The sequence below is a fragment of the Aeromonas sp. 25-248 genome, assembly GCF_053005425.1.
This window is the reverse complement of the sequence record NZ_JBRKTB010000002.1, coordinates 15,792-41,252: the sequence shown is the minus strand read 5'-3', so window position 1 is coordinate 41,252 and position 25,461 is coordinate 15,792. Positions and strand designations below refer to the sequence as shown.

Sequence of the window (25,461 nt, the reverse complement as noted above, 5' to 3'; positions counted from 1 at the left end):
CAGGGCGCCGTCATGACGGGCACCGCCTTGGGACACGTCAGGCACCGGATCTGGCCAGCACGGGGCTGGCCGGCCCCCGGCAGACGCCGGGCGCTTACTGCGGCAGGGCGTAACCCGCCGCCTTGATCTGCGCCTGTCCCGGCCCCTTGAGCCAGGCCACCAGGGCATCCACCGCCGCCCCTTTCTTCAGCACCAGGGCCTGCTGCTCGATGGGGGGATAGAAGCTGGCCGGCACCGCCCAGGCTTCGCCGGTCTTGCCCGCCTCCACCAGGTTGGCCCAGGCGACGAAGCCCAGCTTCGCATTGCCGGTGTCGACGAACTGCCAGGTCTGGCTGATGTTGGTGCCGGTCAGCACCCGATACTGCTTGGGATCGATCTTGAGGTGAGCCAGGGTCGCCATGGCGGCAGCGCCATAGGGCGCTGTCTTGGGGTTGGCGATGGCCAGCTCCCCCTGCCAGTAGCGCAAGGTGGCCTCATCGGGAGCAGGCCCCCCCTTCTGCCAGAGGCCGAGCTGACCGATGGCATAGGTGAAGCGTTCGCTCCCCTTGCCTTCCGACTCCAGCTTTTGAGGGGTCGCCACGTCGGCCGAGAGGAAGAGATCGAAGGGCGCACCGTGGGTGATCTGGGTATAGAGCACACCGGTGGCCGCCGAACTGATGACGACGCTGTGGCCGGTCTTGGCGGTGAACTCCTTGCCGATGCGCTCTATGGTGCCCTTGAAGTTGGCCGCCACCGCCACCTTGACCTCGTCAGCCAGCACAGTCCCGCTGTAAATGCCGCTTGCACCGACACCCAGCAACAACAGGGATACCCATCTCTTCATTCCGTTGCTCCTTATGTTCCGGCACGGCCGGATCGATTGACGCGAGCCCGAGGCTCACTCCCCTTGTTGCCAGCGGGCCAGGGCGGCGTCATCGCTCGCCCTGGCCTCGACCCAGCGTTGCACCCCGTCGGCGGTCAGCTCTTTTTTCCAGAACGGCGCCCGGGTCTTCAAGAAATCCATGATGAAGTGGCAGGCCTCGAAAGCCGCCTCGCGGTGGGCGCTGCTCACCACCACCAGCACGATCTGATCCCCGAGCAGCAGCTCGCCGATGCGGTGAATGAGGGTACACTCCTGCAGCGGCCAGCGGCTGCGGGCCTCGGCCACTATGTTCGTCAGCGCCTTCTCGGTCATGCCGGGGTAGTGCTCGAGGGCCAGCCCCTTCACATGCTCTCCCTGATTGAAGTCGCGCACCTTGCCGACAAAGCTGACAATCGCGCCTGTGTCCTGCCGGGCAGCGAGGCGGGCATATTCGTCGGCCAGCGAGAAGTCAGCCCGCTGCACCAGAATGCGATCTGTGATGGCTACGTCGCTCATGGTTCAACCTCCGGTCACCGGCGGGAAGAAGGCGACCTCATCCCCGTCATGGAGGGGGGTATCCAGCGGCACCAGGGTCTGGTTGACCGCCACCAGGAGCTTGCCGGATTCGAGCGCCAGCGCCCACTTGTCACCCCGCTCGCTCAAGGCGGCGCGAAGGACATCGGCACTGGCGTAGTCGCAAGGCAGGCTGAGCTCGTCGCAGCCGACCAGCTCACGCACCTGCGCAAAAAACAGAACCTTGATCATGCCTGCTCTCCTTGGGTCGCACCCAGCTGGAAATGACCGGACTTGCCGCCCTTTTTCTCCACCAGACGCACCTGCTCGATCACCATGTCCTTTTGCACCGCCTTGCACATGTCGTAGATGGTCAGGGCCGCTACCGAGGCGGCGGTGAGCGCCTCCATCTCCACCCCGGTCTTGCCCGAGAGCTTGCACAGGGTACGGATATGGACCCGATTGTGCGCCGCCTGAGGGGCTATCTCGACCTCCACCCGGGTCAGGGCCAGGGGATGGCACAGGGGAATAAGGTCGGCGGTCTTCTTGGCCGCCATGATGCCGGCGATGCGGGCGGTGGCGAACACGTCCCCCTTGTGGTGCTGACCACTCAGGATCAACGCCAGGGTCTCGGGGGCCATGGTCACGAAAGCCTCGGCGCGGGCCTCGCGTTCGGTCACCTGCTTGTCGGTGACATCCACCATGTGGGCCTCGCCACTCTGGTTGAGATGGGTCAGGTTCATCTATGCCCCTATCGAAAAATAAGATGGATGATCCGGGTTTACTCCCGGGATCACAGATGGGTCACGAAGTTGCACGGCCGGGTACGGGCGTCGAGCTGATCCCGGATAAGCTGTTCCCAGCCCAGGCGGCAGGCGCCGGTGGAGCCGGGCAGGCAACAGATCAGGGTGCGATTGGCGAGCCCGGCCAGGGCACGGCTCTGCATGGCGGAGCCTTTTATCTCGGCAAACGAGAGCTGGCGGAACATCTCGCCAAAACCCTGCACCGTGCGCTCGAACAGCACGCCGACCGCCTCGGGCACCCGGTTCTGCTCGTTGAAGCCGGTGCCGCCGTTGATGAGCACCACCTGGACTCCCTCGTCGGCAATCCAGTCGCTCACCTGGGCGCGGATGCGAAACAGGTTGTCGGGGCAGAGCGCCCGGTCGGCCAGCACGTGGCCGGTCTGGGTCAGGGCCTCGACCAGATAGTCCCCCGAGCTGTCATCGGCAGCGGTGCGACTGTCGGAAACCGTCAGGACGGCGATCTTGAGAGGGATGAATTCGCTGTGTTTGGGTGCCATTGGGGCCATTCCTGTCAATCATTGACCACGAGAGGATGAGGTGAACGCGCCGCACCGTGGTGCCAGCCATGAAAGGAGCCGGTGGGCGCCGCGTTGCCGGGAAGGGATTCTATCAAAAGATGTCTGGCTGGGGGGGCGTCATTGCCCATTAATCTCGAAGGCCGCCGGATCCAGGGGATCCGGCGGCCTTCCCATCAGAAGCCTGGCACCCCTTTCATGTCAGGCAGTTGGTGCGCAATCCCCTTGTGGCAGTCGATGCAGGTGTTGGCCCCGCTTGCCAGGTTGGTGGAGTGCATCTGGGCGGCCCGACGCCCTTGCAGGGAGAAGTCCATGTACTCGAAGTTGTGGCAGTTGCGGCACTCGCGCGAATCCGTCTCCTTCATCCGCTGCCACTCCCGCTCGGCCATCTCCCGCCGGTGAGATTCAAACTTCTCGCGGGTATCCACCTTGCCGGTGATCATGCCCCACAGCTCCTTGGAGGCCTGCACCTTGCGGATGATCTTGTAGGTCCATTCGTGGGGTACGTGGCAATCCGGGCAGCTGGCCCGCACGCCGGAGCGGTTGGCGTAGTGGATGGTGTCGCGGTACTCCACGAACACGTTGTCCTTCATCTCGTGGCAACCGGTGCAGAAGGCCTCGGTGTTGGACGCTTCCATGGCGGTGTTGAACCCGCCCCAGAAGATGACGCCACCGAAGAAGCCCATCAGCAGGATGACCCAGAGGGCCGCCTTCGACGGTGACTTGAAGGTGGTCCACAGACGCTTCACAAAGCCGGGTAATTTCATCTATGGGTTCCTCAGTTCAGCGCTTCAACCGGTTTGAAGGTATTGTTCACCAGCGGCTTGGCATCCGCTTGCGGCACGTGGCACTGCAGACAGAAGTAGCGACGCGGAGAGACTTCGCCCAGGGTCATGCCGTCGCGGGTCTCGAAGTGGGTGGGGCTTATCTTGGGGGCCTTCATGGCACTGGCGTTCTTGAAGCTGTGACAGGCCAGGCACTTGTTGACCTTGTTGTCCACTTCATAGTTGCGGGTGTCGTGGGGGATCAGCGGGGGCTGGTGCATGTACTGGCGATCGTAGAGGTCGCCATCCTTGCGAAAGTTCTTCATGGGGGCCGCGTCGGCATCCGTCACCAGATCCGTGCTTCCCCGCTCCGACTTGATGCCCCCCGTGCTGTTGGTGATCTCGGGGACGGCCGCCATCAAGGAACCCGCCATCAGGCAGGCCAGCATTGCTCCAATCAGCTTCTTCATTATGTGTTCTCCGACGTTTTCTCTGCCTTGACGGCAAAACCTACAGTGATTTCAAAAACTTGCTCCGCGCAGACATCGATGCAACGGCCGCAGTTGGTACACTCCTGAGCCGCAATCAAGGGCCCGTGACCACGCCTGGCACCGTGAACGGGGCCGCGCAGGATGGGACGCTCCGGGCAGACCGCATAACAATCCATGCAGTTGCTGCACCGCTCGCGCCCCGAGGCTGCAATCTTGATGAACCCGACCCGGTTGACCAGGGCATAGAAGGCCCCCACCGGACAGAGGTGGCCGCACCAGCCCCGCTCCACCACAAAAAGGTCGAACAGGAACAGCACCGCCAGCAGGCCCCAGCCCGCCCCCATGCCGAACAACAGGCCGCGCAGGGTGAGCGACACCGGATTGACCAGCTCCCACACCAGCACGCCTGTGATGGCCGGTGCCACCAGCACCATGGCCAGCAGCCAGTAGCGGGTAGCGCGGTTGAACTGACCATTGCCCTTGAGCCCGAGCCGCCCCCTGAGCCAGGCGGCGGCATCGGTAACCAGGTTGACCGGACAGACCCAGGAGCAGAACACCCGCCCCCCGGCCAGCCAGTAACCCGCGAGTACCAGCCCGGCCCCGAGCCACAGGGTGGGGATGGGCCACTGGCCCGCCGCCACCGACTGCAACAGGGTCAGGGGATCCGTGAGGGGCACCGTCTCCAGCAGCAGGGAGCTCGAGAGGTTGCCCTTGAGGATCCAGATGCCCGCGAGCGGCCCCAGCAGGAACAGCCCCAGCACCCCGAACTGGCAAAGCCGGCGCAGCAGCAGGAAGCGATGGGCACGCCACCACCCCAGCCTGGCCGTGGCCTCGGCCCCTGGATACCGACTCATAGACCCTCCGGTTTGCGGGTCGGCAGGGTCAGTCGCTCACCGATGAGGGACTTGCCCGCCTTCTCCTTCTCTTCCCAGCCGAGCCGGTAGTGGTGACCCAGCTCCCCCTTGGCAAGCCCGCGAGGTACCACCTTGATGGCCGCCTCCTCCAGCACGCAGGCGTGCTCGCACTTGCCGCAGCCGGTGCAGACATCGCTGTGCACCGTGGGCAGGAACATGGCGTGCTTGCCGGTGCGCGGGTTGTGCTGCAGCTCAAGGGTAATGGCCTTGTCGATGAGGGGGCAGACCCGGTAGCAGACGTCGCAGCGCAGCCCCAGGTAGTTGAGGCAGGTCTCGTGATCGATGAGCACCGCCACCCCCATCCGTGCCTGATCGATGTCGGTCATGGCCCGATCCAGCGCCCCGCTCGGGCAGGCCGCCACGCAGGGGATGTCGTCACACATCTCGCACGGGACGGCGCGCGCCTTGAAATAGGGGGTGCCGGTGGTCACGGGTTCAAACAGCCGGGCGAGCTTGAGGGTGTCGTAGGGGCAGGCCAGGGCGCAGAGCCCGCAGCGCACGCAGGCGCCGAGAAACTCGGCCTCGTCGAGGGCCGCCGGCGGGCGCAGCGCCTGGGCAGGCAAAGCCTGCACCTGCTGGCGCGCCATGCCGCCGAGCCCCACGCCAAGCAGGCCCACACCGCAGGCCCCCTTGGCCATGTCGGCCAGAAACTGGCGCCGACTACGACTCATCTCGCGCTCCCCCGCCTTATGCCTTCATGACCTTGACGGCGCACTTCTTGTAATCCGTCTCTTTGGAGAGCGGATCGGTGGCGTCCAGGGTCAGCTTGTTGACCAGCTGGCTCGCGTCGAAGAAGGGCATGAACACCAGTCCCTTGGGCGGACGGTTGCGGCCGCGGGTCTCGACCCGGGTCTTCACCTCGCCCCGGCGGGAGGAGACGATCACCTCTTCACCACGGCGCACGCCACGGGCCTTGGCATCTTCCGGGTGCATGAAGAGCACCGCATCCGGGAAGGCGCGATAGAGCTCGGGGACCCGGCGGGTCATGGTGCCGGTGTGCCAGTGCTCCAGCACGCGACCGGTAGAGAGCCACATGTCGTACTCTTTGTCCGGAGCTTCGGCAGCCGGCTCATAGGGCAGCGCGAAGATGACCGCCTTGCCGTCGGGCTTGCCGTAGAAGCGCACCCCTTCGCCCGCTTTCACGTAAGGGTCGAACCCTTCGCGATAGCGCCACAGGGTCTCCTTGCCGTCCACCACAGGCCAGCGCAGGCCACGGGCCTCGTGATACTGATCGAACGGCGCCAGATCGTGGCCATGCCCTCGACCGAAGGAGGCGTACTCCTCGAACAGCCCCTTCTGGACGTAGAAACCAAAGTGCTCGGCCTCGTCGTTCAGGGCCCCCTTGCTCTGCTCTTTCGGGAACTGGTTCACCTGGCCGTTGGCATAGAGCACGTCGAACAGGGTCTTGCCCTTCACTTCCGGCATCTTGGCGATGAGTTCGGCCGGCCACACCTCTTCCACGGTGAAGCGCTTGGAGAACTCCATCAGCTGCCACAGGTCGGACTTGGCCCCTTCCGGTGCCTTCACCTGCTGGTGCCAGAACTGGGTGCGACGTTCGGCGTTGCCGTAGGCCCCCTCTTTCTCCACCCACATGGCGGTGGGCAGGATGAGGTCGGCCGCCTGGGCGGTCACGGTCGGATAAGGGTCGGAGACCACGATGAAGTTGGCCGGGTTGCGATAACCGGGCAGCGCCTCTTCATTCATGTTCGGGCCGGCCTGCATGTTGTTGTTGCACATCACCCAATAGGCGTTGAGCTTGCCGTCTTTCAGCATGCGGTTTTGCAGCACGGCGTGGTAGCCCACCTGCTCCGGGATGGTGCCTTCCGGCAGCTTCCAGATCTTCTCGGCGATGGCGCGGTGTTTGGGATCCGTGACCACCATGTCCGCCGGCAGACGGTGGGCGAAGGTACCCACTTCACGGGCGGTGCCACAGGCGGAGGGCTGGCCGGTCAGGGAGAAGGGGCCGGAGCCCGGCTGGGAGATCTTGCCGGTCAGCAGGTGGATGTTGTAGCAGAGGTTGTTGGCCCAGACGCCGCGGGTGTGCTGGTTGAACCCCATGGTCCAGTAGGAGACCACCTTCTTGTCCGGATCCGCATAGATCTGAGCCAGCTTCTCGAGCTTGTCCTTGGGCACGCCGGAGAGCTTGGAGACGGACTCCAGATCGTAATCCGCCACGAACTTGGCGAAGTCCTCGAAGCTCATGGGGGTGGAGTCGCCGCTGTCCGGGTTCTTGGCCTTCTGTTGCAGCGGGTTGGTGGGACGCAGGCCGTAGCCGATGTCGGTCACCCCTTTGCGGAACTGGGTGTGCTTGTTGACGAACTCCCAGTTCACCTTGTCGTTCTGGATGATGTAGTTGGCGATGTAGTTGAGGATCGCCAGATCGGTCTGGGGGGTGAACACCAGTCCGTTGTCCGCCAGCTCGAAGCTGCGGTGCTCGAAGGTGGAGAGCACGTGCACCTGCACATCCTGGTGGGACAGACGGCGATCGGAGATGCGCGACCAGAGGATGGGGTGCATCTCGGCCATGTTGGAGCCCCACAGCACGAAGGCGTCGGCCTGCTCGATGTCGTCGTAGCAGCCCATGGGTTCATCCATGCCGAAGGTACGCATGAAGCCCACTACCGCGGAGGCCATGCAGTGACGGGCATTGGGATCCAGGTTGTTGGAGCGCAGGCCTGCCTTCATCAGCTTGGCGGCGGCATAGCCTTCCCACACTGTCCACTGGCCGGAGCCGAACATGCCGACGGCGGTCGGGCCCTTCTCTTTCAGGGTCGCCTTGAACTTCTCGGCCATGATATCGAAGGCCTGATCCCAACTGATGGGGGCGAAGTTGCCGTTCTTGTCGAACTTGCCGTTCGTCATGCGCAGCATGGGCTGGGTCAGGCGATCCTCCCCGTACATGATCTTGGAGAGGAAGTAGCCCTTGATGCAGTTCAGGCCGCGGTTGACCGGTGCATCGGGATCCCCCTGGGTCGCCACGACGCGGCCAGCCTGGGAGCCCACCAGCACGGAGCAGCCGGTCCCGCAGAAGCGGCACGGCGCCTTGTCCCAGGTGATGGCGGTCTTGTCGGTACTGGTGATCAGGTTCGCCGCCAGAGTGGGGGCACTGACACCGGCCACGGCAGCGGCTGCCGCCACCGCATTGGCCTTCATAAAGTCGCGTCGACTCAGCTTCATGACATATCCTCGCATTGCTTAATCACATCAATGACAGCCATTGTGACGAGCCGCGCTGGCTCAGCTCCATGGCGCTTTATTCCTTTGCTCTGGGCTTTTCGTTCATCGAACGCAGACAACAGACCCGGCATCCCGTGTATTACCCGTGGTGGTCAGCGAACGACTCTTGCGCTTCTGCCACATGACGCCTTATTCCCCATCTTCGGCGTCCACTTCATCGAATTGGTGGTAGATCAGGGCCGCAGAGAGCACCCCGGGCAACCCCTGAATGGTGTCGATGGCCGCCATGATGGGGCGCTGGCTCGGCCCCTCCAGGGTCACCACCAGCTTGCCCTCCTCGCTGACGGCGTGGATCTCGGCCCCGTCCAGGGTCGCAATCCGCTCTGCCAGGGCGTGGCGCAGATCGGGCTGGGTCAGCACCACCAGGCTGGATACATGGAACTCTTCTCGCGTCATATCACCGTTTTCCAACTTGTTCGTTTCTTGGGTCATCGCGAAGCTTCGCCACGAGACAGACCGATGCTGATGCTGCCCACCGGGCAATCCGCCACGCAGGCCCCGCAACCGTTGCACGACTCGGCATGGATGCTGGGGGTGGGTACGCGCCCCAGCCGGGGGGAAAAGCGGATGGCATGCTGCTCGCAGCTGTCCTGACAGCGCTGGCAGAACACCTGGGCAGTGGCCAGACAGCCCGCCTCGATATGGGCCACATACTCCCAGGGTGTCTGGGTTGTCGGCCTGAACACAGGCGCCTGGCAGGCGCTGACGCACTCGGTGCAGAAGGTGCACTCGCCGCGGTGAAAATCCACCGTGGGGAAGCCCCCGTCTCCCTTGATCAGGATCTGCTCCGGACAGGCCGCCAAACAGTCGCCGCAGCGGGTACAGCCGGCCACGAACTCGTCCCAGGAGACGGACCAGGGCAACTGGATCCCGGCCTTGGGGGCGCTCAGGCGTCCCCGAAACAGGCCTCTGCGTGACAAGTTGACCCCATCGGTCATATCGACTCCTCTTTTCGGGGACGGATGCCCCCGCGCGGATCCCGTGACTGGCATTTTCAATACCAATTATAAGCGTGGGTGTATATTGCGGCCCTGACAAGTCAGGGGATATACCACCAGGGAGATAAACAGGGGGGATTCTTGCGCTGGATCAAACCCTTGGCGCAATTAGACACAGCAGGGGCAAGGTAAATTACCCCTATGTGAGGATTGATAATTAATCGAAGGTTATTTGAGGTGCACGGCGGCTGTCAGCCGCCGATGGAGGCCAGGTGGGGGGTCATGCCTGCATTGCCTTCATGGAGGCGATGGGTGGCGGCCTTACCGGTCAGCGCCTGGCGAATACGCCATTGCAGCGCCTCCTGCTGGCTGTCATCGGTGAGCAGATCCCGCAGTTCCACCCCGTTGTCGCCAAAGAGACACAGGTGCAGCTTGCCCTTGGAGGAGACCCGCAGCCGGTTGCAACCGGCGCAAAAATCCTTGCTGTAGGGCATGATGAGCCCCACCCCGCCCCTCGAGTCCGAGTGCGTGAACACCTGGGCAGGGCCATCATCCACGCCGCGCAGCTGCTGCACCCAGCCGCTCTCTTGCAGACGCTGCTTGATGAGTTCACCGCTGGTATGGTGATCGCGAAACAGGACGTCCATCTCGCCGGTCTGCATCAGTTCGATGAAACGAAGCTCGATGGGTTTGTCCCGGATCCAGGCGAGGAATGTCTCGAGCTGATGATCATTGAGCCCCTTGAGCAGCACGGCGTTGATCTTGACCGACCGAAAACCTGCACTCAGGGCGGCGTCTATCCCCGCCATCACCTCCGCCAGCTTGTTCTCGCCGGTGATCTGGTGGAACTGGCGGGGATCCAGGCTGTCGACGCTGACGTTCAGGGCCGTCAGCCCCGCATCGAACCACTCGCGGGCACGCTCCTTGAGGCGATACCCGTTGGTGGTCATGGCCACCTTCTCGATGCCGGGAGTATTGGCCACCGTCTCGATGATGGCCGTGAAGTCGCGACGCAGGGAGGGCTCGCCTCCCGTCAGACGCACCTTGCGAGTCCCCATGGCCGCAAACCCGGAGACGACGCGACGGATCTCCTCCAGGGAGAGGAAGGACTGGCGCCCCTCACCATCTCCTTTCGGCGGGTGATAGCCGTCCGGCAGACAGTAGGTACAGCGGAAATTGCAGACGTCGGTGACCGACAGACGCAAATAGTAAAAGCGACGGGAAAAACCATCTTCAAGTGGCAACATAAACACCTTTCCAAATACGGGAGGCCAGGGCATTTCTTTCCTGACCCTTTCAGCTCGAACATCGGCTGACGGCGATCTCCCCCTATCTCAATGACTTAGGCAAAATCGCTCGGAGTTCATCTAGTTTTTCGATGCTAGCACAACTTGGAGTACACTCCCATGCTACTTTGTGGGGTCTTTGTGGGTGAAAAGGGAGCCGGTCGGCATGGGAAAATGGTTCAGAGTGCAGTCGGTCAGCAGCGCCATCGGTCGCTCCATGGTGCTGATCCTGTTCATGGCCAGCCTGATCGCCGTGGTGGCCATGGTCACCCTCTTCTATTCGGTTCCCGATGCCAAGGCCATCAATCTGTCGGGATCCCTGCGCATGCAGGCCTACCGCATGGCCTATGAAATCGAGAAGGATCAGGTCGTCCTCGGTCGGCTCGCCCAGTTTGAACAGACCCTTCATGCCCCCGAGCTGCAGGAGACCCAGCGCTGGATCACGCCTGCCTCCCTGCGCCGCACCTACGGTGAAGTCCTCTTGCAATGGCAAGTGATGCGCGAACACATCGAGAATGCCACTCCCAGCCGTTATACCGACAATACGGAACAGTTCGTCGCCGCCATCGATGACTTCGTCAACCAGATGCAGTACCACGTGGAGTTCAAGGTGCGCATGCTGGCCCTGGCAGAGGGATTGGGTCTGCTCGCCATCATCACCATCGCCTGGTGCACGGTGCGCTTCACCCGCCAGCAGGTGGTGGCGCCCCTCAATCAGCTGGTCTATTGCGCACGCCAGATCCAGCGTCAGGAATTCGATCTCACCCTGCCCCCCCACTGTGAGAACGAGCTGGGAGAGCTGTCGGGAGCGTTCGCGACCATGGCCGACGAGCTTGGCAAACTCTACCGGGAGCTGGAGAGCAAGGTGGAGGAGAAAACGGCCAAGCTGCAACAGGCCAACGACACCCTCTCCTTCCTCTATTCCACCGCCCAGAAACTGCACGCGGCGCCCCTCAGCCGCCGCACCCTGCAAAAGCTGCTGGAGCGGGCCGCCGCCCACCAGCACATCGAGTACATCCGCCTCACCCGCTTCGAGCACAATGCGATGCCGGTCTACATCACAGGTCGCAAGGGGTGGCCGGGGGATCTGGACGCCGTGGTGAGCTTCTACCTGCAGATGGATGACGAGGAGTACGGCCGGCTCGACATGATAAGCGACCACCCCATCGACGAGCGGCTGATGAAGAACTTCTCCATGTTGCTGGCCCAGGTGCTGCACAAGGATCAGACCCTGCTGCAGCACCAGCGCCTGCTGCTGATGGAAGAGCGCGCCGTCATCGCCCGTGAACTGCACGACTCCCTCGCCCAGGCCCTCTCTTACCTGAAGATCCAGGCCACGCTGCTCAAGCGCTCCTTCGCCAAGGGGGACAGGGCCAAGACCGAGGCAGCCATGGAGCAGATCGACGAGGGACTCAGCAATGCTTATACCCAGTTGCGCGAACTGCTCGGCACCTTCCGCCTCAGCATCGGCGATGCCAACCTGGGTGAAGCCATCGCGGTCATGCTCGAGCAGCTCAAACCCCAGACGCACGCCGACATCAGGCTCCAGTACGGACTGACGGACACCGACCTTGAAGCGGGGCAGCACATCCACATCCTGCAGCTGATCCGTGAGGCAGTGCTCAATGCCATCAAGCATGCCAGCGCGCGGCACATTGACGTTAGCTGTGAGACCCTGGCTGATGGTAACATCCAGGTTCAGATTGCAGACGATGGTGTTGGAATAAGGGGCGCAAGCTCGGCGGTGAATCACTACGGTCTCAGCATCATGAATGAACGCGCCAGCAAATTGCGCGGCCAGTTGACCATCAGTGAACCGCCCTCCGGGGGCACCCGCATACACCTGACCTTTCCCACCAGCCTAACAAGAGACGCCTGATGGACGAGATGAAATACAGTGTTCTGGTCGTGGATGACCACCCCCTGATGCGCAAGGGAATTGTGCAACTGCTGGAGTTGGAAGATAACATCGACGTGGTTGGCGAGGCCTCCAACGGCACCGACGCCGTGGCCATGGCCAAGGAGTCCGAACCGGACCTTATCCTGCTCGACCTCAACATGAAGGGGTTGTCAGGTCTCGATACCCTCAAGGCGCTGCGGGCCGAAGAGGTGACTTCCCGCGTGGTGATCCTGACCGTCTCTGACGCCCGCCAGGATGTGGTTGCCCTGCTCAAGGCCGGCGCGGACGGCTATCTGCTCAAGGACACCGAGCCTGACATGCTGCTGGCCCAGCTGGCTGACGTGATGACCGGCAAGCAGATCCTGAGCGAGCCGCTACGTCCCTATCTCGAGAACATCTACGAGCTGGACCACCTGCAGCAGAAGCTGGAGAGCCTGACCCGACGCGAGATGCAGATCATGCGTGAAATCGCCAAGGGGTTGTCCAACAAGCAGGTCGCCTCCGTGCTCCATATCTCCGAGGGAACCGTCAAGGTCCACGTCAAGAGCCTGCTGAAAAAGCTCGAGGCCCAAAGCCGCGTCGAAGCAGCCGTCATGTACCTGGAACAGCGCAACTGAGGTCCCGTTCTCCTACCAGCAAGGGGTCACCATCCGTGCCTCCTTGCTGGCCCCCTCTCCTTTTCCCCAAATGGCGCGGAACCCGGTGCTCTATTGAGTAGATGGATTATTATTTTCATGACATCGCACGGGAAGGAAACATCGACATGACCTTTGAGCAGATAGAGCTGGTCCAGAAAGCCTGGGGCAGGGTGAGCGCCCTGAACAACAGCTATGTCCAGGAGGTGTATGAAGAGCTGTTCAGATTGTCCCCCGAACTCAGGGCCCTCTTTCCCCCACATCAGGAGCTGCCCGTTGCCAAGGTGTCGGACACCCTGAACACCGTCATCACCAGCCTCCCCCAGCTGGATGCACTGGGTTTCATCATTCGCGATCTCGGCAGGCGTCACCAGCGATTCAACGTTCAACCCCACCAGTTTGCGCTGCTCAAACAGGCCCTGACCCAGGTACTGGCACGGCGTCTCGGCAGTGGTTTTACCCCGGCACTGGCACAGGCCTGGTCGCAGATGTACGACGAAATAGCCGCCCTGATGCTGGACGGCATGACACAGCACACCGAATTCACCACCTGATCCCCTGGCCTTTGTCTCCAGTCGCTCAATGGGTCTGTAACAGGCATTTTGCATGAATCAAATTTGCAATATGCGAAAATAGACTCATTCTGCACACGGGGTATGTTCGGCGCCCTAACACCTCACCTGAATCCCTTTCGCACTACCTTGCTTGCATTCGCGACATCAAATCACAATAGATTGATTTTAAATGGATATTAAAAATAACCACGGGAAATGACTCACCCCTTCGCCACGCCACCTCTCTCTGGCACGGTCACTGCATTGTCACATTCAGCAATGACTGATTAGGAGGATGGAACATGAAACTTCAACAACTGGCACTGTTCCCCTTGCCGTCCCACATTCTGCCCGGCGGCAAGCTCCCCCTTCGCCTGTTCGAGCCGCGCCACCTGCAGATGCTCAAGGAGTCCTTCCTCGAGGACCGGGGTTTTGGCATCGTGATGGAAGAGACCACCAGCACGGGTACCTGCGGACGGATTCTCCCGGTCGGAACCCGCGTCAAGGTGACTGATTTTTATACCCTCAACGACGGTTTGCTCGGGGTCACCGTGCTCGGCCTTGAACGCTTCTGCATCCACGAGATGGAAACGGATAGCGCAGGCCTCAGGCACGCCCAGGTCGAGCCGTTGCCCAACTGGCCGAGTGCGGATTCTGATGTCAGCGACAACCAGCTGGTCAGCCGATTGAGAGAGGTCTTTGCACAATACCCGGAACTGGATGAGCTCTACCCGGACAAGCAGTTCGACGATGCAGCCTGGCTCTGCCAACGCTGGCTCGAGATCCTGCCCATGCCGATCTATGAAAAACAGATGTTGATTGCCAAACAAAACAGTGAAGCGGCGCGCCAGTTCTTGCGCCGACTGATCGCACAGTGAGTCAAAGAGTGAGTCAACGGTTGGTTTGCAAAACGCGAATTCTCGGCACTGCATTCTTATAATGAAAAAATGAGAATTGCATTTTGCAATCACGGTAGCGATAAATAACACACAACTCAGCTACAGGCCGCAAATAACAGGTTTTGAAAAGTTGGCACGACTTTTTCATATAAAACCGTACAACCCGATTTATCCCGTGCTCTCTTCAGTATTTGCTGAAGAATTGGTCAACCACCAGGTTGACCATTTTTTTTACCCAAAATCGGCCGGCATCACCTGCAATGGCGGAGCAGGCAGCTTCGCAGCCTGGCAAGACTGATGGGTTTGGCCAGAAAATCGTTCATGCCCTGGGCAAGGCAGCGGGCCCTGTCCTCCATCATGGCATTGGCCGTCAACGCGACGATGGGCACCTCGCACCCCATGTCCCGCAGGCGCCGGGTCGCCTCCAGCCCATCCATCTGCGGCATCCGCATATCCATCAGGACAAGGTCCGGCTGCTGCTTCGCCACCTGTGCCAGGGCCTCCAGACCATTGCCTGCCAGCCTCACCCTGCACACCAGCTTCTGCAGCATCAGGGATACCACCAGCTGATTGACCGGACTGTCTTCCACCACCAGCACATCCAGCTCCAGTCTGGCGCACTCTTCACTGCCGGGGGCGGTGGCCGGAGCACAGGGAGAGGCCATCCCGGGCAGCTCGAACCAGAAGCAGCTTCCCAGCCCAGGCGTGCTCTGCACGCAAATATCTCCCCCCATCAGCTGCACCAGCCGCCTGCAGATGGCCAGTCCGAGCCCCGAGCCGGAGAAGCGGCGGGTTGCCGAACTGTCGACCTGATAGAAGGGTTCGAACAGCAACGCCTGATCCTCGGTGGAGATGCCGATCCCCGTGTCGCTGACCATGACCCCCAGCTTTTCCTCCTCCCAGGTCAACGCCAGACGCACGCTGCCGACGGAGGTGAACTTCACGGCATTGCCAAGCAGGTTGCCTATCACCTGGGAGAGGCGGACGGCATCCCCTTGAAGGCGTTCAGGGAGCGTCTCATCCAGATGCCAGTGCAGTGTGATGCCCTTGGCACTGGCCTGTGCCTGCAAGGGCTCCACCAGGGCACGGCACAGCTCGGCTGGCTGAAAGGGTTCACAGTGCAGCGTCAGGGTATGTGACTCTATTTTCGAGAAATCGAGCACGTCGTCGATGATGGTCTGCAACAGATGCGCAGAGTGGGTGGCATGGCCGATGAGGGTCTGTTGCGGAGTGTCGAGTCGGCCGTGCTGCAGTAGATCCAGCATCCCCAGCACGGCGTTCATGGGAGAGCGGATCTCGTGGGTCATCATAGCGAGGAACTGGGATTTGGCACGGTTGGCCGTCTCGGCATCGTCCCGCGCCCGCGCCAGCTCCTGCTCGCGGCGGATCTGGCTACCTATCTCCCGCGCCGTGCCCCGATAGCCGAGGAAGCGGCCACCGGCATCATGGCAAGGCTCCGCATTGATCTCCATCCAGCAAGGCCCGCCCGCCAGCATCACCTGGGCCCGCATTCCCCGCACCGGCAGATGGTGGGCGATCAGGTGCCGGTAGTGGCTCCAGGCCGGGTCCTGCTTGTCGTGGGCAAAATCATAGAGGCTTCTCCCCGTCTGGCGGGCCAACACCTCCCCCTGATAGCCAGGGGCAGAGACATAGCTGAGCCTGTGCTGGGGATCGGTCTCCCAGAACCAGTCGGAGGCCATGGCGGCAAAACTGCGAAAACGCTGTTCGCTGGCCTGCAGGGCCAGGGTCTTGAGGTCAACCTGTTCTTGCAGGCGAGCCCGATAGGCGATATTGACCAGGGCCTGGGAGATGAGCGGGCGACAACGCTGCATCGCCGCCTTGCTCTTGAGATCGAAGGTGCCCGCCACGCTGTGCCGGCAGATGAGCACACCGGAAAACCCCGGTCCCTGCAAGCCTGTCATCATGACGCTGGCCCAGCCCGGCGCCCCCGCCAGCGGCGCCAGCTCAGGCAGTTGGGCGGGATCATAGATGACCAGGGTCTCTCCCTCGATGGCCCTGGAGAAGAGCGGTGTCAGCGACCAGGTCCGGCCCACCTCGTCCGGCTGGGTGCTCAGATGGGTGCTGCCCCCTACGGCCTCCCAGGCGACCACGTCCGCCTGTTCGAATCCGATAAAGGGCTTGAGAGCAAGAATGAGACTCTCCAGTACCTGCTCCAGACTCTGGGCCTGTGCCAGGGTCGCCACCCCGCACAGCAGGGCTTGGGACTCCTCCCGATATCTGGCCTCCCGCTCCCGGCAACGCATCAGCTCCACCAGCGTGGTTTGCAGTTTGTCGCCCAAGGTTTCGAGTTCGCTATTGCCTATCATCTTGAATCCAGCACAGTGTCAGCTCTCGAGGAAGATTACGCTCGACACCATGAGGTTGCCGTGTGCCAGCTCACCATGGGGTAATCGTCCCTGTTCACCGAAGGTAAAGGGCGTGATGAAGGGGATCTCACCCAGCCTCTGACTGAATTGACTGACGATGTCCCCCAGCCTGTCCCCCAGTGCCAGCCGACAACCGGCACAAAACACCACCAGGGCGCCAAAGGGGCGCATATTGCTCGCCATGCCATATTCAGGCTCGATATTCACCGCATTCAGGCTACGCTGCAACAACCCTTCCTGGCTGCTGTACATGAGCAGCAGCCGCTCTCCCAGTCGGGTTTCGGTAAAGAGGCGCAGCCCCTCCCGCGCCGTCACCGCCTCGGGATGGGAGAGCTTGTAGTAGGGCAGGTCATCGAGCATGCCGACCTGACGGGCCAGTGGCGAGAGCGTCGTCTCCCTGAGGATGGGGCCCACCGGCCAGGGCGTCGCACGCTCGGTCCAGCGACCATAGACCCGGGCCGCCGGCTCGTGATCGATGGTCAGCACCTCCCGCCCGTCTATCCCGGTAATGATGCCGCGACACTCGGTGGGTACATAGCCTGAGTGAAACTGGAACGCCAGTTGGCAGTCCGGGTAAAGCACCGCCAACACGCACCCTTGTGATCCCTCCCCTTCGTCCCAGCACAGCTGCCACTGCCCGGCCACGCCATCGTCTGCCGCCGACCCGCCGACGACGGGAACGGTCGCGCCAAACTCGGCGTCGATCCCAGCGAGCACAGCCTCCTCCAGCCCCGGGCTGGTGTGCAGCAACACGAGCTGCGGCAGCTCTCCCGGTCGGCCACCATCGGCGATGGCGCGGCGCAGCAATGCCCGCACATCCGGTTGATCCCCCATCTGGCCAGCCACGCCATAGGCCCCCTTGCCATCATAAAGGGCGGCGACCGACAGGCTCCAGCCATGCCGACCATGATGGCCATCCTGGGTCAGGATACCGCCGCAGGAGCTGCAACCGATCAGCCGGGTATCGGGAAAACGTGCCTTGAGCGCACGGCGCAGTTCCGCCGCCTCGTGTGCTTGGGTAAAATAGACCAGCAACAGCGATGGAACATGGGATGACTGGGCATGCAACCGCTCTGTAACTTGTTGGGCGGCCAGTGGGGTCGTCTCGGCAAGCGAGTGAGCCGTCAGGAAGTTCAACATCGTCTCCTAGGGGTACGGAATGCTGGCATCAAGCAAAAATCATACCCTTATCAAACAATTACCTGGCCATGGAGACTAGAATGGTGCTCACTGGCCTCCCACGGGATCACTGCATGTGGCAGAAAAATATCAATGACTTCGACCGGGTTGTCGCCATCGGCGGCGGGCACGGTATGGGCCGGGTGCTCTCTTCCCTGTCGTTCTTGGGATCCCGGCTGACGGGCATCGTCACCACCACGGATGATGGCGGCTCCACCGGACGCCTGCGAAAAAGCCAGGAGTGCATCGCCTGGGGGGATCTGCGCAACTGCCTCAACCAGTTGGTGACCACCCCCAGCATCGGTAGCCAGCTGTTCGAGCACCGCTTTACCGGCCGCGGCGAGCTGGCGGGCCACAACCTCGGCAACCTGATGCTGCTGGCCCTCGACAACCTCTGCGTGCGCCCCCTGGATGCCATCCGGCTCATCAGCGACATGCTGGAAATTGAACCCAATCTGCTGCCCATGTCCGAGCATCCCACCGATCTGTGCGCCCACACCGTCTGTGGCGATCAGATCCTGGGAGAGGTCTCCATCGATCAGCTCACCACACCGCCACGGGCCCTGAGCCTGAAACCGGTCGTGCCCGCCACGCGCGAAGCGGTCGAGGCGCTGAGCCAGGCCGACATGATCATCCTGGGGCCGGGCAGCTTCCTCACCTCCATCATGCCTCCTCTGCTGCTGCGCGAGATTGCGGAGGCGATCCGCAGCAGCCGCGCCATCGTCGTGTTCATCAGCAATCTGGTGGACGAAGAGGGTCCGGCAGGCCAGTTGTCACTGTCCAGTCAACATCGTTGGCTGGAAGAGCGGATAGGCAGCGGCCGGATCGATGCCATTCTGGCTCCCGAGGGCCCCCAGGTACCCGAGCTGCAGCACTGCCTCGTTCGGGCCGAGCTGGGTGAAGCGGCCCTCCCCCACCGCCACGACCGCCTCAAGCTGCGGCTGGCACTCGACACCGTGATCCTGAGCAGGCTTGGCGAGCGCGACATGGCGGGCTGATGCCCTTCTGGATCAGTGAAACTGGGCCAGATGGGTGAAGACCTGGGGCAGGGAGTGCTCCAGCTCAGCCAGCAGTCTGCCGGCCTCTTGCTCATCTTCCCGGCGACAGGCGGACTCCAGATCCATCACCTGCTGATAGCTGGGTTTGGCGCCATAGCTGCCACAGGACGATTTCATGCTGTGGGCAACACGCGCCAGGGCTGACCAGTCCCGCTGCTCAAAAAGCGGTCTTAATTGGGCCAACTGCTCGCCTACCTCTTCGACAAACACCGAGATGACGACCGGCATCATCTCGTGACCGATGTCATCTGCCAGTTGTCGCAGCACTTTCTGATCCAGCCACTCCATCTTCTCTTCCCTATGATGGTATTCAAACAGACCACAATATAGCGGACCCACAGCCCCGCTGTCACCCGCCCTTCGGGCATGCCCGTATCGCTCCGGATGCTCTTGGGACACCAGAATGTGAGCAGCTTCAAGTTATCGGTATGTCAGCCAGAATGGAGAGAGATAAAGGTTGTCACAAAATTAACATTAAAGTAACAATGCAACCCATGAGAATGATGCGGCTCAGCAACACCTCTCTCATCCCTTTTTGCCTGTATGGCTGCTGCGAAGAACCAGGGTAGACATCTACCCTGGTATTTTTTATTTCTGGTTCAACAAGTTGGCTGCATTGCCATATTCCAGCTCGCCCAGCCTGAACAGGCAGAACTCCCCGGGCACCATCTTCACCCAATTCTCGTTGCCGGTGAGCGGCCGGGTGGCGATCAGGGTCACCACATCGTTCGGCGTGGTTTCACTCTGAAAGTCGATGGCCACATCCTCATCCAGCAGACGGGCTTCGCCAAAGGGAGCCCTGCGCGTCAACCAGTAAAGATTGTTGCTGCAATAGGTCATCACGAACTCTCCGTCCGACAGCAGCATGTTGAACACCCCGAGCCCGCGCAGCTCGTCGCACAGGGTCGCGAGGTAGCGGAACATGGCGGGGAAATTTGCCGGCCGTTTGGGGTACTTGTGCTCCAGCCTGTCGAGCAGCCAGCAGAAGGCGTGCTCGCTGTCGGTGTCGCCTACCGGGCGATGCCGCCCCGTGGGCAGCCTCTTGTAACCGGTCAACTGGCCATTGTGGGCAAAGGTCCAGTAACGGCCCCACAGTTCGCGGGTAAAGGGGTGGGTGTTTTCCAGGGAGACACACCCCCGGTTCGCCTGCCGGATATGGCTGACCACGGCACGGCTCTTGATGGGCAGTGCCTGGACCAGCTTGGCGATGGGAGACTGGGCGCTGGGTTCGGGATCCTTGAAGGTGCGAAAACCCCGCCCCTCATAGAAGGTGATCCCCCAGCCATCCTTGTGGGGACCGGTCTTGCCGCCCCGCAGCATCAGCCCGGTAAAGCTGAAGCAGATGTCGGTCGGCACATTGGCACTCATGCCGAGCAGTTCGCACATATACCATCCACTCCCTGAATGTCTTGACTCTGGTTTCGTCAATCAACCGTCACGGCTGGACGAGAGGGCCGGTATGGTCACCCATCCCCCCTCTCAATCCCGGATCGTTGATTACTTGGCCATCTCTTTTTCAACCAGCTGGATCAGGATGTGGATCACCTTGATGTGCACTTCCTGGATGCGGTCGGCATAACCGAAGTGCGGCACACGGATCTCCACATCGGCCAGGCCAGCCATCTTGCCGCCGTCCTTGCCGGTCAGGGCAATCACCTTCATCCCTTTGGCACGGGCCGCCTCGATGGCTTTGAGGATGTTGCCGGAGTTGCCGCTGGTGGAGATGCCGAGCAGCACGTCACCACGGCGGCCGACGGCCTCCACATAGCGGGAGAAGACATAGTCATAGCCAAAGTCGTTGGAGACGCAGGAGAGGTGGCTGGGATCGGAGATGGCGATGCCGGCATAGCCTGGGCGGTTCTCGCGATAACGACCGGTCAGCTCCTCGGCAAAGTGCATGGCATCGCAGTGGGAGCCGCCGTTGCCGCAGGAGAGTACCTTCCCTTCCTGCTTGAAGGAGTCGGCGAGCAGCCTAGCCGCCGCCTCGATGTTTTTCAGATTTTGCTCATCTGCCAGGAACGCCTGAAGCACGCTGGCAGCCTCGGTCAACTCGTTGCGGATCAGTTCTTGGTACATGGTTCTTGAAATCTCGTCGTCCAACATAGGGTGGCGGCATTGTCGCACAAGCCAGTCCAATCGTCGCCCCCCGCCCGCCAAGATGGGGCGGGCAGCGCGTTATGGCGATCACAGAGCCAAGGTAACAGGCTTGTAAACAGCTTGATAAGTTTGTGCGTATGAATTACAACAGGGGCCATATCCAACAGGTCAGACCTCTGGATCAGTTAACGCCAATTTCCCAACCTCGGCAATTCATGCAAGGAGCAAACAATGACGACGACCCTCACTCTGCTCGGGGTGATCCTGGTGATCGGCGCCATGGCCTATCGCCGTGCGTCCCTGTTCACCGCCACGCTTGCCACGGCCGCCGCCCTGGTCGCCGGCACCTTCTATGGCCATGTTCCCCTGCTGGTGTGGGCGCTGTTCGCGGTGATAGCCCTGCCCCTCAATCTGGTGAAGTTTCGCCGCAACCAGCTGACCAAGCCGCTGTTCAAGATCTACAAGTCCATCATGCCGGAGATGTCCCGAACCGAGAAGGAAGCCATCGAAGCGGGGACGACCTGGTGGGAAGCGGATCTGTTTGCCGGCAACCCGGACTGGAAGAAGCTGCACGCCATTCCGGTGAGCACCCTCAGCGCCGAGGAGCAGGCCTTCATGGACGGCCCGGTTGAAGAAGTGTGCCGCATGGTCAACGACTGGGAAGTGACCCACGAACGTGCCGATCTCTCCCCCGAGGTGTGGCAATACCTGAAGGACAACAAGTTCTTCGCCATGATCATCAAGAAGAAATATGGCGGGCTGGAGTTCTCCGCCTACGCCCAGTCCTGCGTGCTGCAAAAGCTGTGCGGCGCCAGCGCCGTGCTCGCCTCTACCGTCGGCGTGCCCAACTCCTTAGGGCCGGGTGAGTTGCTGCAACACTACGGTACTGACGAGCAGAAGGATTACTACCTGCCACGTCTGGCCGTCGGCAAAGAGATCCCCTGTTTCGCCCTGACCAGCCCGGAAGCGGGTTCTGATGCGGGCTCGATTCCCGACTTCGGCATCGTCTGCAAAGGCGAGTGGGAAGGGGAAGAGGTGCTCGGCATGCGCCTGACCTGGAACAAGCGCTACATTACCCTGGCTCCCATCGCCACCGTACTCGGCCTCGCCTTCAAGCTGCGTGACCCTGACCACCTGCTGGGTGAGGAAGAAGAGCTCGGCATCACCTGCGCCCTCATTCCGACCCACATCAAGGGAGTCGACATCGGTCGCCGCCACTTCCCGCTCAACGTGCCGTTCCAGAACGGCCCGACCCGCGGCCAGGACGTGTTTGTACCGCTCGACTTCATCATCGGCGGTCCGGCCATGGCCGGTCAGGGCTGGCGCATGCTGGTGGAGTGTCTCTCCGTCGGTCGCGGCATCACCCTGCCCTCCAACAGCACGGGCGGCGTCAAGATGCTGGCCTTGGCGACCGGCGCCTACAGCCGTATCCGTCGCCAGTTCAAGCTGCCTATCGGCAAGATGGAAGGGATTGAAGAGCCGCTGGCCCGTCTCGGTGGCAACGCCTACATCATGGGCGCCGCCGCCAAACTGACGGTCACCGGCATCGATCTCGGTGAAAAACCCTCGGTCATCTCCGCCATCGTCAAGTACCACCTCACCGACCGCGCCCAGAAGTGCATCATTGATGCCATGGACATCCATGGCGGCAAGGCCATCTGCATGGGGCCGAACAACTATCTGGCCCGTGGCTATCAGGGGGCGCCCATCGCCGTGACCGTCGAAGGAGCCAATATCCTGACCCGCAGCATGATCATTTACGGTCAGGGAGCCATCCGTTGCCACCCCTACGTGTTGCCGGAGATGCTGGCAGCCAGCCACCCCGACAAAGAGCAGGCGCTGAAAGATTTCGACAAGGCGATGTTCAGCCACGTGGGCTTTGCCATCAGCAACCTGGTGCGCAGCTTCTGGCTGGGGCTGACCGGTGCCCGCTTCGCCGCAGCGCCCTACAAGGATCAGACCAAGGGCTACTATCAGCAGCTCTCTCGCCTCTCCGCCAACCTGGCCTTCCTGTCAGACATGGCGATGGGCACCCTGGGTGGCGAGCTCAAGCGCAAAGAGCGGGTCTCTGCCCGCCTCGGCGACGTGCTGAGCCAGCTCTATCTGGCATCCAGCGCCCTCAAGCGCTATCAGGATGAAGGACGCCAGCAAGCCGACCTGCCGCTGCTGCACTGGGCACTGCAAGACGCCCTGTTCAAGGCTCAGGAAGCGATCGACGAGTTGCTGCGCAACTTCCCGAATCGCTGGATTGGTCTGGCCCTGCGCGCCATCGTGCTGCCCCTTGGTCGCGACCTGAAGCGTCCCTCCGACAAGCTCGACAGCCAGGTGGCCCGCCTGCTCCAGGTGCCAAGTGCCACGCGCAGCCGTCTGGCCGAGGGTCAATATCTGACGCGCGAGGAGGGCAACCCCTTCGGGCTGCTGGAACAGGCGCTGGACGATGTGCTGACCGCAGAGCCGCTGTTTGACAAGGTGTGCAAAGCCGAAGGGAGCAAACGCCCCTTCACCCAGCTCGACAAGGTGGCAGAGGCGGGCCTGAGTCTCGGTGTCATCAACCAGGCCGAAGCGGACCTGCTGCGGCGCGCCGAGGAGAGTCGCCTTCGCACCATCAACGTCGATGACTTCGATCCCGTCGACCTAGTGGCCAACAAGGCACTGTTTGAAGCCTCCGCCTATCACAGGGCAGCTTGATGCCTCTGATGCCAGAACGCCTCCCTTGTGGAGGCGTTTTTCATGAAAGGGCTGGTGGATGGCATTCGATACGAAGAAAGAGAAACCGACTGGATCATATTTTGGATATCAATCCGTTTCCTATATTGAATGAAGCGGTTAAGGTAAGCACAGGATCACACACAGGATTGCATAATGGATGATCAAATCCTGATTATTGATGATGAAGATCTTCCCCAATCAGCACCGCGTCCCGCCGGCTGGAAGGTGATGATAGTGGACGATGAACCCGAAGTGCATCGCATCACCAAAATCACCCTGAACAAGTTTGAATTCGACGGCAAGCCGATCGATTTTCTGCACGCCTACTCTGCGGCTGAAGCCAAAGCCTTGCTCGCCCTCACCCCGGATGTCGCCCTGCTGCTGCTCGACGTCGTCATGGAGGTCGACCATGCCGGTCTCGAGGTGGTCAAGTTCGTGCGCGACGAGCTGCAAAACAAGATGGTGCGCATAGTGCTGCGAACCGGTCAGCCCGGCCAGGCCCCGGAAGATGACGTGGTGACCAACTACGATATCAACGACTACAAGGACAAGACCGAGCTCACCTCCCAGAAACTGCGCACCCTGCTGCGCGCCAGCCTGCGCTCTTACCGGGACATCCGAACCCTTGAGAGCAATCGACAGGGGCTGGAGAAGGTCATCGAGGCGTCCAAGGGGATCTTCGAGCAGCGCGCCCTGCGCCAGTTCGTCGAAGGAGCCCAGACCCAGCTCAGCGCCCTGCTCAATCTGGAAGAGTCCCAGATTTACGATGTGAAGCACCTGGCGTATGAGGTGCGGGATCAGGTGCTCGAGCCTCTGCTCAGCGATGGTCCCATGCTGCGCCTCGTCGATGCGCCGGAAATCCTGCGCTGTGCCATGGCCAAGGGAGCCAATGTCTACGATGGCAACCAGATGGTGCTCTATTGCCAGAATGCCCGTCATCACCTGCTGTTCCACATCGAGACCACTCGCCCGCTCAGCCAGATGGATACCGGGCTGCTCAGCCTGTTCACCGAAAACATCATAGTGGCGCTGGAGAATATCCGGCTCAACGAGGTGATCGGTGACAACCAGCGAGAGATCATCTATCGCATCGGCGAACTGGTGGAGAGCCGCTCGAAGGAGTCCGGCTTGCACGTCAAGCGGGTGGCCCTCTACACCGAACTGTTCTGCAAGCTGCTCGGCATGAATGAGGACAGGTGCGAGCTCATCAAGCGGGCCTCTCCCCTGCACGACATCGGCAAAGTGGGGATCCCGGACGCCATCTTGCACAAACCGGGCAAACTCACTCCCGAGGAGTGGGAGATCATGAAAACCCACGCCCAGCTTGGGCAGGACATGCTCTCCGGCAGTGATCTGGCACTGTTCCAGATAGGCGCCACCATCGCGGGCAACCATCACGAGAAGTGGAATGGCAGCGGCTATCCCCGCGGATTGAAGGGAGAGGACATTCCGCTGGAAGGACGCATCGTCGCCCTGGCGGATGTGTTCGATGCCCTGGGCTCGGATCGTTGCTACAAGCAGGCCTGGCCGCTGGATCAGGTGCTGGCGCTGATCAAGGAGGAGAAAGGAGAGCACTTCGACCCCCTCCTGGTGGACCTGATGCTGGCCAATCTGGAAAAGTTCCTCGATATTCGCGAGCAGTACAAAGACATCTATATCGGCGCTCACTGATATCGGATTCACCCCATCCACTTGCCACCATGAAGAAGCCGCCCATTGGGCGGCTTCTTTGCAATGTGCG

At 61.6% G+C, this 25,461-nt stretch carries 25 protein-coding genes and 1 riboswitch; of the genes, 7 read left to right on the top strand and 18 right to left on the bottom strand.

The window, feature by feature from the left end:
• Positions 1–94 precede the first annotated feature (94 nt).
• The 13 genes from modA to moaA all read right to left on the bottom strand — a co-directional run bounded on the left by modA (position 95) and on the right by moaA (position 10,263).
• The gene (gene modA / locus ACVDHI_RS03590) at positions 95–823 is read right to left on the bottom strand and encodes a molybdate ABC transporter substrate-binding protein (protein WP_447211700.1); all 729 of its coding nucleotides are present in this window, start codon (positions 821–823) and stop codon (positions 95–97) included.
• A gap of 54 nt (positions 824–877) precedes the next feature.
• On the bottom strand, positions 878–1,357 hold the full coding sequence (gene moaE / locus ACVDHI_RS03585) for a molybdopterin synthase catalytic subunit MoaE (RefSeq protein WP_102948214.1): 480 nt from the start codon (positions 1,355–1,357) through the stop codon (positions 878–880).
• 3 nt (positions 1,358–1,360) lie between these two features.
• Positions 1,361–1,606, bottom strand: a complete 246-nt coding sequence (moaD, locus tag ACVDHI_RS03580; protein ID WP_048207331.1) for a molybdopterin synthase sulfur carrier subunit — start codon at positions 1,604–1,606, stop codon at positions 1,361–1,363.
• Positions 1,603–2,097 (bottom strand): cyclic pyranopterin monophosphate synthase MoaC, encoded by a 495-nt coding sequence (moaC, locus tag ACVDHI_RS03575; RefSeq protein ID WP_210600193.1) that lies wholly within the window; start codon positions 2,095–2,097, stop codon positions 1,603–1,605. The genes moaD and moaC overlap by 4 nt, the downstream gene beginning before the upstream one ends.
• A 50-nt stretch (positions 2,098–2,147) precedes the next feature.
• Positions 2,148–2,654, bottom strand: a complete 507-nt coding sequence (gene moaB / locus ACVDHI_RS03570) for a molybdenum cofactor biosynthesis protein B (protein ID WP_039038846.1) — start codon at positions 2,652–2,654, stop codon at positions 2,148–2,150.
• Between the two features lie 194 nt (positions 2,655–2,848).
• On the bottom strand, positions 2,849–3,439 hold the full coding sequence (locus tag ACVDHI_RS03565) for a cytochrome c3 family protein (RefSeq protein WP_010674159.1): 591 nt from the start codon (positions 3,437–3,439) through the stop codon (positions 2,849–2,851).
• Between the two features lie 11 nt (positions 3,440–3,450).
• Positions 3,451–3,906 (bottom strand): nitrate reductase cytochrome c-type subunit, encoded by a 456-nt coding sequence (locus ACVDHI_RS03560; RefSeq protein ID WP_029314277.1) that lies wholly within the window; start codon positions 3,904–3,906, stop codon positions 3,451–3,453.
• Positions 3,906–4,781 carry a quinol dehydrogenase ferredoxin subunit NapH gene (gene napH / locus ACVDHI_RS03555; RefSeq protein ID WP_201889805.1) on the bottom strand — a complete coding sequence of 292 codons (876 nt, stop codon included), beginning with the start codon at positions 4,779–4,781 and terminating at the stop codon, positions 3,906–3,908. Before napH ends, ACVDHI_RS03560 begins: the two co-directional genes overlap by 1 nt.
• A complete protein-coding gene (gene napG / locus ACVDHI_RS03550) occupies positions 4,778–5,512 on the bottom strand; it encodes a ferredoxin-type protein NapG (protein ID WP_183148718.1) in 735 nt (244 codons plus the stop codon). Before napG ends, napH begins: the two co-directional genes overlap by 4 nt.
• 16 nt (positions 5,513–5,528) lie before the next feature.
• Positions 5,529–8,018, bottom strand: coding sequence for a nitrate reductase catalytic subunit NapA (napA, locus tag ACVDHI_RS03545; RefSeq protein WP_010674155.1), 2,490 nt, complete (start codon positions 8,016–8,018; stop codon positions 5,529–5,531).
• Positions 8,019–8,207: 189 nt separating this feature from the next.
• Positions 8,208–8,510: a chaperone NapD gene (locus ACVDHI_RS03540; protein ID WP_048207324.1), complete on the bottom strand. Its 303-nt coding sequence runs from the start codon at positions 8,508–8,510 to the stop codon at positions 8,208–8,210.
• On the bottom strand, positions 8,507–9,016 hold the full coding sequence (napF, locus tag ACVDHI_RS03535) for a ferredoxin-type protein NapF (RefSeq protein ID WP_447211699.1): 510 nt from the start codon (positions 9,014–9,016) through the stop codon (positions 8,507–8,509). Before napF ends, ACVDHI_RS03540 begins: the two co-directional genes overlap by 4 nt.
• Positions 9,017–9,267: 251 nt before the next feature.
• Positions 9,268–10,263 carry a GTP 3',8-cyclase MoaA gene (gene moaA, locus ACVDHI_RS03530; RefSeq protein ID WP_447211698.1) on the bottom strand — a complete coding sequence of 332 codons (996 nt, stop codon included), beginning with the start codon at positions 10,261–10,263 and terminating at the stop codon, positions 9,268–9,270.
• Positions 10,251–10,390, bottom strand: a riboswitch (molybdenum cofactor riboswitch). (Overlaps the previous gene by 13 nt.)
• A gap of 78 nt (positions 10,391–10,468) precedes the next feature.
• Between moaA and narQ the strand changes: the two genes are divergently transcribed.
• The 4 genes from narQ (at position 10,469) to ACVDHI_RS03510 (ending at position 14,269) form a co-directional block, all read left to right on the top strand.
• Positions 10,469–12,181: a nitrate/nitrite two-component system sensor histidine kinase NarQ gene (gene narQ, locus ACVDHI_RS03525; RefSeq protein ID WP_041215515.1), complete on the top strand. Its 1,713-nt coding sequence runs from the start codon at positions 10,469–10,471 to the stop codon at positions 12,179–12,181.
• Positions 12,181–12,819, top strand: a complete 639-nt coding sequence (gene narL / locus ACVDHI_RS03520) for a two-component system response regulator NarL (RefSeq protein ID WP_039038841.1) — start codon at positions 12,181–12,183, stop codon at positions 12,817–12,819. The genes narQ and narL overlap by 1 nt, the downstream gene beginning before the upstream one ends.
• Positions 12,820–12,965: 146 nt before the next feature.
• Complete coding sequence (locus tag ACVDHI_RS03515; protein ID WP_324062399.1) at positions 12,966–13,391, top strand: globin domain-containing protein; 426 nt, start codon at positions 12,966–12,968, stop codon at positions 13,389–13,391.
• A 302-nt stretch (positions 13,392–13,693) separates the two neighbouring features.
• Positions 13,694–14,269 (top strand): LON peptidase substrate-binding domain-containing protein, encoded by a 576-nt coding sequence (locus tag ACVDHI_RS03510; RefSeq protein WP_010674148.1) that lies wholly within the window; start codon positions 13,694–13,696, stop codon positions 14,267–14,269.
• Between the two features lie 272 nt (positions 14,270–14,541).
• Here the strand turns inward: ACVDHI_RS03510 and ACVDHI_RS03505 are convergent, their stop codons facing one another.
• Together ACVDHI_RS03505 and ACVDHI_RS03500 are read right to left on the bottom strand one after the other, a co-directional pair.
• Positions 14,542–16,617, bottom strand: a complete 2,076-nt coding sequence (locus tag ACVDHI_RS03505) for an ATP-binding protein (protein ID WP_324062397.1) — start codon at positions 16,615–16,617, stop codon at positions 14,542–14,544.
• Between the two features lie 18 nt (positions 16,618–16,635).
• The gene (locus ACVDHI_RS03500) at positions 16,636–17,817 is read right to left on the bottom strand and encodes an FIST signal transduction protein (protein ID WP_053288598.1); all 1,182 of its coding nucleotides are present in this window, start codon (positions 17,815–17,817) and stop codon (positions 16,636–16,638) included.
• Positions 17,818–17,930: 113 nt separating this feature from the next.
• Between ACVDHI_RS03500 and ACVDHI_RS03495 the strand changes: the two genes are divergently transcribed.
• A complete protein-coding gene (locus ACVDHI_RS03495) occupies positions 17,931–18,854 on the top strand; it encodes a gluconeogenesis factor YvcK family protein (protein WP_029314269.1) in 924 nt (307 codons plus the stop codon).
• Between the two features lie 12 nt (positions 18,855–18,866).
• Here the strand turns inward: ACVDHI_RS03495 and ACVDHI_RS03490 are convergent, their stop codons facing one another.
• From ACVDHI_RS03490 to lpcA, 3 genes are all read right to left on the bottom strand, one after another.
• A complete protein-coding gene (locus ACVDHI_RS03490) occupies positions 18,867–19,202 on the bottom strand; it encodes an Hpt domain-containing protein (protein WP_039038838.1) in 336 nt (111 codons plus the stop codon).
• 300 nt (positions 19,203–19,502) lie between these two features.
• Entirely contained in the window at positions 19,503–20,300 is a 798-nt protein-coding gene (locus tag ACVDHI_RS03485) for a class II glutamine amidotransferase (RefSeq protein ID WP_010674143.1), read from the bottom strand.
• A gap of 111 nt (positions 20,301–20,411) precedes the next feature.
• Positions 20,412–20,990 carry a D-sedoheptulose 7-phosphate isomerase gene (gene lpcA, locus ACVDHI_RS03480; protein ID WP_010674142.1) on the bottom strand — a complete coding sequence of 193 codons (579 nt, stop codon included), beginning with the start codon at positions 20,988–20,990 and terminating at the stop codon, positions 20,412–20,414.
• A gap of 252 nt (positions 20,991–21,242) precedes the next feature.
• Here lpcA and fadE point away from each other — a divergent pair, with 252 nt between their 5' ends.
• On the top strand, positions 21,243–23,699 hold the full coding sequence (gene fadE, locus ACVDHI_RS03475) for an acyl-CoA dehydrogenase FadE (RefSeq protein ID WP_324062392.1): 2,457 nt from the start codon (positions 21,243–21,245) through the stop codon (positions 23,697–23,699).
• 174 nt (positions 23,700–23,873) lie between these two features.
• A complete protein-coding gene (locus ACVDHI_RS03470; RefSeq protein WP_039038835.1) occupies positions 23,874–25,391 on the top strand; it encodes an HD domain-containing phosphohydrolase in 1,518 nt (505 codons plus the stop codon).
• Positions 25,392–25,461: the final 70 nt, after the last annotated feature.